Genomic DNA, 12,701 nt, shown 5'->3' with positions numbered 1-12,701 from the left:
CCCAACGATCATTATTGTCTCAGAAAGGTAACGCCGGTCTACCGGTGTAGCGATAGTCCCTCTGTACCGAAAACCGCAGGTCACGCCGCAAATACGGGGTGTGAGGATGGTCACAGGTTTTGTGAGAATCGGCTGAGTCGCATAGGCTCCCAACGATCCTCTGGGTGGCCACTGCTGCTGATGCGCGGGTGAATTTCGATCCTGCCGCCGAGGTAATAGAAGGAGATTAAGAACGATGCGTCTGCGCAATCGTCGGGCTAATGGCCGCCACGGTATGGCGGCCAAGGTCGTGACCCTGGTCGCGGCACTTGCGACCACCATGGGTCTCGCCGCCGCTGTCGGAAGCGGCTCGGCCAGTGCCTTCCCCAGCCCCCGCCCCAACAAGATCGGCTGGGTCAACGCCTGCGGCATGCCGGGTTCGATCCAGGTTCGCGCCTGGACGCGGCCGGGCAACCGGAAGACAGTGGTCCTCCTGGACGGTCTGCGCGCGCAGAACGACTTCAACGGCTGGGAGATCAACACCAACGTCCAGAACATGGTGAACTACGGCGTCAACGTCGTGGAGCCGGTCGGCGGCTACGAGAGCTGGTACTCCGACTGGAACGCCCCGGACAACTTCTCCGGTCAGAAGTTCCGCTACATGTGGAACTGTGTCATCACCCGGTCGCTCGTCGGCTGGATGGACGGCCAGGGTTTGCGTGGCCCGTCGGGCCGGTACGCCATCATGGGCCTGTCGATGGGTGGCAACGCGGCACTGGTCATCGGTGCCAACAACCAGAACAGCTTCGACCGCGCCGGTTCGCTGTCGGGATACCTGAACCTGTCGGCGCCGGGCATGCGTGAGGCCATCCGGCTCTCGATGATCTTCCCGATCATCGACGGCGGTACGCCGGCGATGAACTCCGATGCCATGTGGGGCCCGCCGTGGAGCACCCGCTGGCTCGACAACGATCCGTTCGTGCAGATCAACAAGATGCACACGCTGAAGAAGGTCTACGTCTCGGCGGGCATGGGTCCGCTGCGCGGCGACGACAACTTCTGGGCCAACCCGATGACCCTGATCCAGGGCACCCCGCTGGAGCTGCTGGCTCAGGCGCAGGGACGGTCGTTCCAGGTTCAGGCGCTGATCAACCGCGTCCCGATCCAGACGTACTTCCCGCTGACGGGTGCGCACACCTGGAACAACTGGCAGGACTCGATGTGGAACGCCCTGCGTACGGGATTCTTCAACTGATCTGCCGTTAAGCAACGCGGAAAATGCCCGCCCCCTCGTGCGAGGGGGCGGGCATTTTCGTGTCCGTGGAATCGATCAAGGGCCAGTCACTGGCGTAACAACATTCACACAAATCTCATAAGTAACAGCGTGGCAACCACACTTTCGCCGCCCGGACCGGTAAACACAAGCTCGCAATGGTGCGCAAATGTGTCCGTGGGGCGGACACCTGGCGGGTGGACACCCGGCCGGATGTAGACCGAAGGCCCGAGGGGCCGCAATGGAGAAGGACAGTGGGATGCGTCGCAGGACAGTTACCCGAGGACTGACGGCAATCGCAGTGACTGCCGGTCTGGTGATCGGCGTGCCCGGCCTTGCGGCGGGCGCACCCCCGGCACCCAAGCCCGCGCCGGCGGCCCCGGCGCCGGGCGCCAAGCCGGCACCCAACGCGCTGCCGGCCCCGGCCGCCGTCAACCCCGTTCCAGGGGTCTCGATCACCAAGACCTTCTGGTACAGCGACCGCCGAGTGGCGCTCTGGGTGCACTCGCCGGCGATGGGCACGGACATCCAGGTGCAGCTGCTGCTGGCACGCGACTGGAACTCCAACCCGACCGCCAAGTTCCCGGTCCTCTACATGCTCGACGGCCTGCGCGCGCAGGACAACGAGAACGGCTGGACGATCAACACCAACGCCGAGAACTTCTACAAGGACAAAGACGTCAACGTCATGCTGCCGGTCGGCGGCCAGTCGAGCTTCTACACCGACTGGGAGAAGCCGGACAACGGCAAGCACTACATGTGGGAGACCTTCCTCATGAAGGAACTGCCGCCGGTGCTGGAGAACCAATGGCGCTCGACGAATGTCCGTGGCATCGAAGGACTCTCGATGGGCGGCTCGTCGGCGATGATGCTCGCCGGGCGCAACCCGGGCTTCTTCAAGTTCGCCGCGTCGTTCTCCGGCATCCTGCAACTCAGCAGCTTCGGCATGCCGCAGGCGGTGCAGTTCGCGATGAACGACGCCGGCGGCTACGACTCCGGCAAGATGTTCGGCCCGCCGAGCGATCCCAACTGGGCGGCGCATGACCCGTATCTGCTGGCACCGAAGCTCAAGGGCACGAGTCTCTACATCTCGTCCGGCAACGGTCTGCTCGGTCAGTACGACACGCCGTCGACGATCCCCGGCCTGGCGACCAACTACGCCGGCGTCGGGCTGGAAGTGTTGGCGCGCACCACGACTCAGCAATTCGCGACCAAGCTGAACCAGATCGGCGTGCCCGCGCAGGCGGTGTTCCGGCCGTCCGGCACGCATACCTGGCCGTACTGGCAGTTCGAGATGAGCCAGGCGTGGCCGCAGGCCGCGGCCGCCCTGGGCCTGTCCGCGGATCGGCCGAAATGCGGGATCGGCGGCGCGATCGCGCCGGTCGCGAAGGCGCACAAGGAGCTGGGCGAGTGCCTGACGCCGGAGTACTCGGTGCCGGGCGGCATCGCGCAGGACTTCCGCGGCGGCCGGATCATCTGGTCGCCGGGCACCGGCGCCAAGGTGGTCGGCGGTGCGATCGGCGGCGCCTACGTCGCTGCCGGCGGTCCCGGTGGCGAGCTGGGCTTCCCGACGAGCGACGAGCTGGTCGCGCCCGACGGCAAGGGGCGGTTCAACCGCTTCCAGAAGGGCAACATCTACTGGACCGCCTTCGGCGGCGCACATGAGGTCGGGGGCGCGATCCTCGCGGCCTGGGGTCGGCAGGGATACGAGCGCGGCCCGCTGGGCTACCCCCTCGGTGACGAGATCAGCACCCCGAACGGCAAGGGCAAGGTGCAGGGCTTCCAGAACGGCGCGTACTACTGGAGCCCGGCGACCGGCGCGCACGGCGTGCAGGGCGCGATCTTCAAGAAGTTCGGCGCGGTCGGCTACGAGGGCAGCTGGCTCGGCTTCCCGACCTCGGACGAGATCTCGCTGGCCCGCGGCGGCAAGCTGACCCGGTTCGACGGCGGCAACATCTATTGGACGCCGCAGCGCGGCGCCTTCGCGATCCCGCAGGGCCCGATCTTCGACGCCTGGGGACGCACCGGATACGAGAACGGCAAGCTGGGCTACCCGATCAGCGATCAGTTCCAGACGTCGGGCGGCTACCAGGTCAACTTCGAGAACGGCACGCTGCAGGCGATCAACGGCGGCGTCACGGGCACCGGCGCCGGGGCGCAGATTCCGGCGGCGGCTCAGGCACCCGCGCCGGCAGCGCCGGCTCCCGCTCCCGCAGCCTCGCCGGCCCCGGGCGCATCCCCGGCCCCGGGCGCATCCGCGACGGCTCCGCTCCCGGCGCAGGTCCCGGCCCCGGCGGCGTCGCTGCCCCCGCAGAGTCCGGCTCCGGCCGCGAACGAGGCGGTCCCGCCCGCCGCAGCGCCGTCTGCCGCGGCCGCGCCGACGACCGTCGCCCCGGCTCCCGCACCTGCCGACATGGGGCCGGCCGACGGCTGATCGTGCTGGTCGGCGCAGGTTTGGGCACTTCCTAAGGGGTCTCCTTAGAGACCTTCGGTACCGTGTGACTCCGTTACGCACAGGGCCGGGATCATTCGGGCGGAAGGAACGTAATGAAGCGAAACACGATGGTGATGGCCGTCGTTGCGGGTGCCGCGGCACTGACATTGGCGGCGTGCGGCGATTCGTCGACGGCCAGCGGGCCGACCACCACCAAGACGTCGATGAGCACCACCACGCCGCCGAACATGACCGGCAACCCGACCGAGTCCACCGCGACCAACCCGACCACCAGCCCGGGCCTCCCGTCGACCGCACCGAACGCGTCCGGCACCGTCCCCGAGGGCTTCCCGGGCGGCACCTCACCGCAGTCCGCGCCGACCGACCCGAAGACCAAGGCCTTGCTGGACGAGCTGCACAAGCAGAACGTCGGGCTCGACGACACGTTGGCGCCCGGACTCGCCCAGTACGTGTGCCAGGCGCAGGGCAAGATGCCGCCGGACCAGATGCGCACCTTCGTGCTCGCGGTCGTCGGATCCGGCATGACCGGTCAGGATGCCGCCGCCAACGCCAAGGCGGACAAGTTCATCCAGATCGCCAAGTCGACCTACTGCTGAGCGGCCGGTTTCGATGAACGCCCGTACCCGCGGGGCCCGGCAGCGCAAGCGCGGCCGCACCCCATTCGTGCTCGGTGCGCTCGCGCTCGTGGCGGTCGTGCTGGTCGTCATCGTCGTGATCTTCGCGATCAACAACCGGGCGCCCAAGCAGCGACAGCCCCATCCCACGCCGTCCCCGGCGCGGCCGACCGCCCAGCCGGCCGACTGCCCCGATGTGCAGACGATCGTCATCCCGGGCACCTGGGAGTCGGCGGCGAACGACAGCCCGACGCAGCCGCACGCCAACCCGAATTCGCTGCTGCTGCAGGTGTCGCGGCCGCTGTCGGCCGCCGAGCCCGCCGCCCGCAACGATGTCTACACGGTCCCGTATGTCGCGCAGTTCCGGAATCCGCTGGACCCCAAGACGTTCAACCAGGCCACCTACGACGAGTCGCGGGCGCAGGGAACCAAGCGGGCGAAGGACAAGATCACCGAGGTCAACGAGCATTGCCCGCTGACGAGCTACCTGATCATCGGATTCTCGCAGGGCGCGGTGATCGGCGGCGACATCGCCAGCGACATCGCCAACGGCCGCGGACCGGTCGACCCGGACCTGGTCCTGGGCGTCGGCCTGATCGCGGACGGTCGCCGGGACGCGTCGCAGGTGCAGAACATCGGGCCGAACCCGCCCGGAGTGGGTGCCGAACGCGCGGTGCAGGGGCTGCCGATGCCGGGGATCACGATGACCGGGACCCGCTCGGGCGGCTTCGGTGTGCTCGCCGACAAAGTCGAGTCGATCTGTGCGCCAGGCGACCTTATCTGTGACGCGCCCACGATCGGAAATCTTTTCGATGCCGCAAACAAACTTGTCGCGGCCATCAACAATCCGGTCCATGCGATGTACGGGACGACCAAGTATTGGCAGCTCAACGGCCAGACGGCGACCCAGTGGATGGCCGATTGGGCGGAGCGAACGGTGGCCGCCGCACCACGGCCGCCGCACAACTGATCTTTACGTCACCGAATCCCGACCCTTTGCGACATTGAATGTCGGGCGGGCTACGCCGGACGACTACGGAATCGTGAGGTCGGGCCGGTAGTATGTGGCAGGTTTGGGGTGCTTATCCGCCTGCCCGGACAACGCAGTCGCATCCCGCGGTCGGGCGCGATGCTCGACTGCGATCGTGAGCAGCGCGGAAACGGCAACCCGCCGAATGACGATGTAAGCCCAGTGGGAGTGTGTGAATGAACGACGAGGTGGACCAGTTTCTCGATGAGAACGGCAACATCTTCTTCAACGAGGAAGCCACGCTGGTCGACTACGTGGAACGTAACGTCGTGGAGCAGGCCGACACCTTGGCCTACCGGTTCATCGACTTCTCCCGGGAGCGCGACGGCGAATACATCGACCTGACCTGGTCCCAGTTCGGCAAGCGGGCCCGCGCGATCGCGGCGCGCCTGCAGCAGGTGACCAAGCCCGGCGATCGGGTCGCGATCCTGGCCCCGCAGTCGCTCGAGTACGTGATCGGCTTCTTCGGCGCGCTCTACGCCGGCAACGTGGCCGTCCCGCTGTTCTCGCCGGACGAGCCGGGTCACACCGACCGGCTGCATGCTGTCCTCGGCGACTGCAAGCCGACCGCGATCCTGACCTCCAGCAAGTCGGCCGAGGCGGTCCGCGACTTCTTCAAGCCGCTGCCGGCCAAGGAACGTCCCCGCGTCATCGCGGTCGACGCCGTCCCGGACTCGGTGGGCGACACCTGGCGCAAGCCCACGCCGCATCGTCACGAGGTGGCCTACCTGCAGTACACGTCGGGTTCGACCCGCGTTCCGGCCGGCGTGAAGATCACCTTCGAGTCGGTGGCCGCCAACGCGCTGCAGATGTTCGACGCCATCGAGCTGAACCACAATTCGCGCGGCGTCACCTGGCTGCCGATGTTCCACGACATGGGTCTGCTGATCGTGATCCTTCCGGCGCTCGGCGGCCGGTTCGTGACGATCATGAGCCCGGCCGCGTTCGTGCGCCGCCCGGGCCGGTGGATCAAGGAGCTCGCGGCGCAGGCAGACGGCGCCGAGACCTTCGCCGCCGCCCCGAACTTCGCCTTCGAGCATGCCGCGGCCCGCGGTCTGCCCAAGGACGGCGAAGAGCTCGACCTGTCGAACGTGGTCGGCCTGATCAACGGTAGCGAGCCGGTGACCGTCAGCTCGATGGACAAGTTCAACGCGGCGTTCGCGCCGTACGGACTGGCCAAGACCGCGATCAAGCCGTGCTACGGCATGGCCGAGGCCACGCTGTTCGTGTCGGCCACCGCGCGCGAGAACGCCGCGAAGATCGTCTACGTCGATCGCGCCGAGCTCAATGCCGGCCGAATGGTGTTGGTGGACAAGGACGCTCCGGGTGCGGTCGCGCAGGTCTCCTGCGGCCAGGTGTCGATCAGCCAGTGGGGCGTGATCGTCGATGCGGAGTCCGGTGCCGAGCAGCCCGACGGTCATGTCGGCGAAATCTGGTTGCACGGAATCAATCTGGGCCACGGCTACTGGAACAAGCCCGAAGAATCGGTCGAAACCTTTGAGAACAAGCTGGTTTCGCGGCTGCCCGAGGGCAGCCACGCCGAGGGCGTGCCCGAGGACGGCATCTGGATGCGCACCGGCGACTACGGCGTCTGGCTCGACGGCGAGCTGTACATCACCGGTCGCGTCAAGGATCTGGTGATCGTCGACGGCCGCAACCACTACCCGCAGGACCTGGAGTTCAGCGCGCAGGAATCGAGCACCGCGCTGCGGCCGGGGTACGTGGCCGCATTCGCGGTTCCCGCGAACGAGCTGCCGGCCGTGGTGTTCGAGAACTCGGCCAGCGGCCTGTCGTTCGACGCCGACGACTCGTCCGAGCAGCTGGTGATCGTCGCCGAGCGCAGCATGGGCAAGCGGGTCGACGCGCAGGAGGTCGCCGACATCGTCCGCGCGGCCGTCGCGCAGCGGCACGGCGTGATGGTCCGCGACGTCCTGATGGTCCCGGCCGGCTCGATCCCGCGTACCTCCAGCGGCAAGATCGCCCGGCGCGCGTGCAAAGCCGCGTACATCGACGGAACTCTGCGTGGCGGCTACACGCAGACGGCGTTCCCGGACGCCGACGCCAATTCCGTGAACTGAACTCGACTCAAGAAAATTGTGTCCGCAAGGTCTGGAAGTAGATGTCTGAACTGAACACCGACGACGCAAACCCTGCCGACACTGTCAGCACTGCTGGAGCGGCCCCGGCCGGGACGGCGGGGGAGACCGCCGGTGACCTCACGGTGGCCGAACTCCGAGACTGGATGCGGGCGTGGGTGTCTACGGCCACGGGCCTGCCCGAGGATCAGATCTCGGACGACCGGCCGATGGACGAGTTCGGCCTGTCGTCGCGCGACGCCGTGAGCCTGGCGGCCGACGTCGAGGACAAGACCGGCGTGGTGCTGACCGCGACCGTGGCGTTCGCGCATCCGACCATCGCGTCGCTGGCCAAGCGCATCATCGAGGGCGACCCGGATGCGGGCGACGACGACTCGGATGACGCGCAGTTTCAGCGCGAGCGCGGCCCCGAGGACGACATCGCGGTGGTGGGGCTGTCCACCCGCTTCCCGAAGGCCGGCGAGACCCCCGAGTCCACCTGGGACTTCCTGATTTCCGGGGGCGACGGCATCTCGGACCTGCCCGACGATCGCTGGACCGAGTTCAAGGCCGACCCGCGTCTGAAGGAGATCCTGGACGCCGCGAACACCCGCGGCGGCTACCTCGATGACGTGAAGGGTTTCGACGCCGACTTCTTCCAGATGTCGCCGCGCGAGGCCGAGATGGTCGACCCGCAGCAGCGCCTGGCTCTCGAATTGACCTGGGAGGCACTGGAACACGCGCACATCCCGCCGAGCGACCTGGCCGGCGAGCAGGTCGGCGTGTTCATCGGCACCTCCACCAACGACTACCAGCTGCTGGCCGTCGCCGATCCGGAGTCCAACGGCGACACCGCGGCCTACGGCCTCACCGGCACCGCGACGTCGATCATCGCCAACCGGGTCTCGTACTACTTCGACTTCCACGGCCCGTCGGTCGCGATGGACACCGCATGCTCGTCGTCGCTGGTGGCCGTGCACCAGGCAGTGCGCAGCCTGCGCAGCGGCGAATCCGACGTGGCGCTGGCCGGCGGCGTCAACATGCTGCTGACCCCGGCCGCCTCGCTCGGCTTCGATTCGATCGGCGCGGTCGCGAAAGACGGCCACATCAAGGCGTTCTCGTCCGATGCCGACGGCATGGTGCGCGCCGAGGGCGGCGGCCTGCTGGTGCTCAAGCGCCTGAGCGACGCCCGCCGCGACGGCGACACGGTGCTGGCCGTGGTCGCGGGTTCGGCGGTCAACTCCGACGGCCGCTCCAACGGCCTTCCGGCGCCCAACCCCGAAGCTCAGGTCAGCGTCCTCAAGTCCGCCTACAGCGACGCGGCGATCCATCCCCGCGACGTCGACTACGTGGACGCGCACGGCACCGGCACCCCGATCGGCGATCCGATCGAGGCCGACGCGCTCGGCCGGGTGGTCGGCCGCGGCCGCGCCGCGGATAAGCCGCTGCTGCTGGGCTCGGCGAAGACCAACTTCGGCCACATCGAATCCGGTGCCGGCGCGGCGGGTCTGGCGAAGGCGATCCTCGCGATAGGCAAGGGCCAGATCCCGCCGTCGCTCAACTACGCCGGGCCCAACCCGTACATCCAGTTCGACGCCAACCACCTCAAGGTGGTCACCGAGCCGACCGAGTTCCCCGAGTATTCGGGAACCAAGGTCGTCGGCGTGTCGGGCTTCGGCTTCGGCGGTACCAACGCGCACGTCGTGCTGCGTGAGGTCACGGCGGCCGATCTGGCCGACCCCGATGCCGAGCCGGCCGCGAAGATCGAAGCCCCGCAGGTCGATTCGGCCGATGCGGATGCCGACGATGACGACGAGGAATTCCTCACCGATGCCGAGCGGGCCGCCATGGGGGCGTTCGCGGCGGCCAAGACCGAGTCGGAAACGGTTGTCGCCGAGGAGGATCCGACCAAGGACTTCGCCCCGTGCAAGGCCGAGGGCAGCGTCATCCCGCTGGTCGTCAGCGGCTTCATCGCGCCGCGCCGCCGCAAGGCGGCCGAGCAGCTGGCCGACTGGCTCGAGACCGAGGAAGGCCGCGCCACCCCGCTGGTGGACGTGGGCCGCGCGCTGGCGCATCGCAATCACGGCCGCACCCGGTCGGTCGTCATGGCCCGCACCCACGAGGATGCGGTCGCCGGGCTGCGCGCCATCGCGGAGAAGAAGAACCATCCGCTGGTGTTCTCGTCGAACTCCCCGGACCCGGCTTCCGCGGTGTGGATCCTGTCGGGCTTCGGCACCCAGCATCGCAAGATGGGCAAGCAGCTCTACACCGAGAACCCGGTGTTCGCCGCCGCGGTCGACCGGGTCGACGCGATCGTTCAGGAAGAACTCGGCTACTCGATGGTCGAGCAGTTCCTGGACGACGAGGTCGCCTACGGCATCGAGACCGCCCAGGTCGGCATCTATGTCATCCAGATCGGCCTCATCGAGCTGCTGCGTCATCACGGCGCAGAGCCCGGCGTGGTCATCGGCCACTCGATGGGCGAGGCGGCCGGCGCCTACCTGACCGGCGGCCTGTCGCTGGAGGACGCGACGCTGCTGATCTGCCACCGCTCCCGCCTGATGGGTGAGGGCGACGCCATGCTCAGCGGCGACGACATCAAGCCGATGGCGCTGGTCGAGTACAGCGCCGAGGACATCACCACGGTCCTCGCCGACTACCCGGACCTGGAGATCTGCGTCTATGCGGCGCCGACCCACACAGTCGTCGGCGGCCCGGTCGCGCAGATCGACGCGGTCGTGGCGCGGGCGGAAGCCGAGGGCAAACTCGGTCGCAAGCTGAACACCAAGGGCGCCAGCCACACCTCGCAGATGGAGCCGCTGCTCGGCGAATTCGCCTACGAAATCGGCGGTATCGAGCCGAAGAAGCTCGAAGTCGGCTTCTACAGCTCGGTCGACAAGGAGACCTTCTACCGCCCGGGCGACGGGCCGGTGCACACGGTCGACTACTTCACCAAGGGTTTGCGGCACAGCGTCTGGTTCTCGCAGGCGATCACCAAGTCGGTCGAGAACGGTCACACGACCTTCCTCGAGCTGTCGCCGAATCCGGGCGTGCTGATCTCCGTCGCGGCCGTCACCTTCGGCGCCGGCGTGCAGAACGCCGAGCTCATCGAGACTCTGCGCCGCAAGGAGGACGAGAGCTACGGCATCGTCAACGCGCTGATGAAGCTGTACCTGCACGGTCACCCGGTGAACGTCGGCTCGCTGTTCGGCGCTGGCGACTACGCCGACATCCCGCGCACCGCGTTCGAGCGGAAGCCGTTGTGGCTCACCGTGAATCTGGCGTCCGGCGGCGGCTCCGGCAAGTTGCCGGGCTCGCACGTCGCGCTGCCGGACGGCCGCCACGTGTGGGAGGTCAACGCCACGGCGGCGCCCGATCTGCAGGCGTTGGTGTCTGCCGCGGCGGCGTCGGTGCTGACGAATGTCGTGCTGACCGGCTTCGAGCATCGCGGAAGCGGTGCTGCCGCAACGCGATACACGACCACGCTGACCCCGCATCCGGGCGGCGCGTCGATCCAGGTGCACGCGCAGACCGAAGGTGGATTCGTTCCGCTGGCGGATGCCGTGGTCACCGCGGGCGGTGCGGCCCCGACGCTGCCGGTTCCGGCCGCGGCCCCCGTCGAGGAGACTCCGGTTGCCGCAGTCGACGACGAGGATGACGAATCCGTCGGCGGCCGATGGGATCCGGCGAGCGGCGAGAGCGTCGAGGATCGCCTGGCGTCGATCATCGCCGAGTCGATGGGCTACGAGGCGGAGGATCTGCCGCGTGAGGTCCCGCTGATCGATCTGGGCCTGGACTCGCTCATGGGCATGCGCATCAAGAACCGTGCCGAGTACGAATTCGACATCCCGCCCATGCAGCTGCAGGTGCTGCGGGACGCGAACATGCTGGACGTCGTCAAGTTCATCACCTATGCGGTGGAGCACCGCGACCAGGTGGCGGCGCTGGCCGAGCATCAGTCCGCCGAGGGCGGCGAGCTCGACACCGCTGCGCTGGGCGAGATGATCGACGCGGCCAACGCCGAGAAGGATGTTGCGGCCGCCGAGTCGGCACCTGTCGCCGAAACGGCAGCACCGGCCGAAACAAGCGCACCGGCCGCGGAGCCGAACGCGCCCGCCGAGCCCGCCAAACCGGCGGACATCACCGATGCCGCCGCGATCGCGGCCGCGGCGAGTGCCGATGTGCCGCCGCGGGATGCGGCGGAGCGACTGACCTTCGGCGTGTGGGCGGTCATCACCGGCAAATCGGCCGGCGGCATCTTCAACCCGTTGCCCGAACTCGACGACGACACCGCCGCGAAGCTCGCGCAGCGCCTCACCGAGCGGGCTCGCTCGGGCGAGGAAGGCGGCGACGACAAGGGCGAGATCACCGTCGAACAGGTCAAGTCCGCCACCGACATCGAGCAGCTTGCCGAGCATGTGCGGGGCGTGCTCGAGGATGGCAGCGTCGACGGATTCGTACGCACGCTGCGCGGTGTCGAGGGCGCCACGCGGCCGCCGCTGCTGCTGTTCCACCCGGCCGGCGGCTCGACGATGGCGTATGAGGCGCTCCTCAAGCGGCTGCCCGCGGATCAGCCGGTGATCGGCTTCGACCGTGTCGAGGGCAGCCTCGAAGAGCGCGTCGACCAGTATCTGCCGAAGCTGAAAGAGGTTGCCCCGCACGGTCCGTACGTGCTGGGCGGCTGGTCCATCGGCGGCGCGCTGGCCTTGGGCTGCGCGCATCGCCTGCGGGAGCAGGGCGAGGAGGTGGCGCTGCTGGCGCTCATCGACCTGGTCCTGCCGAAGGACACCTCCCCGGAAACGCGGGAGCAGAAGGCCGCCCGCCTGACGCGGTGGTACGAGTTCGCCAAGCGCACCTACAACCTGGGCGACGTGCCGTTCCCGATCGAGCTGTTCATCGACCAGGACGACGAGGGTCAGTTCCGCGTCATCATGGATCTGATGAAGGTCTCCGGCATCAAGATCCCGGGCGGCATCATCGAGCATCAGCGGACGTCGTTCCTCGACAACCGGATGGTCGACACCGTGACTCCGCTGCCGTACGACGGCGACGTGGTGCTGTACCGCGCCGACCGGATGCATGACGGCGCAATCGAATTGGACCCGCGATGGGCCGACGTGGCCGAGGACGGCGGCTGGACGCAGTACATGCCGCACCTGGACCAGGTGCATATCGGCGGCGACCATCTGCAGATCGTCGACGAACCTTATATTTCAAAGGTCGGTGCTGATCTCACCCGCCGGCTCGACGACATCGCAGCCCGAGGAAAGTAGGC

Annotated in this window: 6 protein-coding genes; all 6 read left to right on the top strand. The window is 68.0% G+C overall.

Annotated elements, in window-relative coordinates; all coding sequences use genetic code 11:
- Positions 1–274 precede the first annotated feature (274 nt).
- Positions 275–1,234, top strand: a complete 960-nt coding sequence (locus G341_RS0117315; protein WP_018180428.1) for an alpha/beta hydrolase — start codon at positions 275–277, stop codon at positions 1,232–1,234.
- A 319-nt stretch (positions 1,235–1,553) separates the two neighbouring features.
- Positions 1,554–3,686, top strand: a complete 2,133-nt coding sequence (locus G341_RS0117310; protein WP_018180427.1) for an alpha/beta hydrolase-fold protein — start codon at positions 1,554–1,556, stop codon at positions 3,684–3,686.
- A gap of 113 nt (positions 3,687–3,799) precedes the next feature.
- The gene (locus G341_RS0117305) at positions 3,800–4,303 is read left to right on the top strand and encodes a hypothetical protein (protein WP_026303815.1); all 504 of its coding nucleotides are present in this window, start codon (positions 3,800–3,802) and stop codon (positions 4,301–4,303) included.
- Positions 4,304–4,316: 13 nt separating this feature from the next.
- A complete protein-coding gene (locus tag G341_RS0117300) occupies positions 4,317–5,291 on the top strand; it encodes a cutinase family protein (RefSeq protein WP_018180424.1) in 975 nt (324 codons plus the stop codon).
- A 236-nt stretch (positions 5,292–5,527) separates the two neighbouring features.
- Positions 5,528–7,429 carry a long-chain-fatty-acid--AMP ligase FadD32 gene (fadD32, locus tag G341_RS0117295; protein WP_018180423.1) on the top strand — a complete coding sequence of 634 codons (1,902 nt, stop codon included), beginning with the start codon at positions 5,528–5,530 and terminating at the stop codon, positions 7,427–7,429.
- Positions 7,430–7,470: 41 nt separating this feature from the next.
- Positions 7,471–12,699 carry a polyketide synthase Pks13 gene (pks13, locus tag G341_RS0117290; protein ID WP_018180422.1) on the top strand — a complete coding sequence of 1,743 codons (5,229 nt, stop codon included), beginning with the start codon at positions 7,471–7,473 and terminating at the stop codon, positions 12,697–12,699.
- Positions 12,700–12,701: the final 2 nt, after the last annotated feature.

Source organism: Jongsikchunia kroppenstedtii DSM 45133, assembly GCF_000380485.1.
GTDB classification, from domain to species: domain Bacteria; phylum Actinomycetota; class Actinomycetes; order Mycobacteriales; family Mycobacteriaceae; genus Jongsikchunia; species Jongsikchunia kroppenstedtii.
This window is presented reverse-complemented; position numbering and strand designations above follow the sequence as displayed.

Coding starts and splice junctions, on each gene's coding strand:
- G341_RS0117315 (WP_018180428.1), top strand. CDS start 275: ATGGCGGCCAAGGTCGTGACCCTGGTCGCGGCACTTGCGACCACCATG.
- G341_RS0117305 (WP_026303815.1), top strand. CDS start 3,800: ATGAAGCGAAACACGATGGTGATGGCCGTCGTTGCGGGTGCCGCGGCA.
- G341_RS0117300 (WP_018180424.1), top strand. CDS start 4,317: ATGAACGCCCGTACCCGCGGGGCCCGGCAGCGCAAGCGCGGCCGCACC.
- fadD32 (WP_018180423.1), top strand. CDS start 5,528: ATGAACGACGAGGTGGACCAGTTTCTCGATGAGAACGGCAACATCTTC.
- pks13 (WP_018180422.1), top strand. CDS start 7,471: ATGTCTGAACTGAACACCGACGACGCAAACCCTGCCGACACTGTCAGC.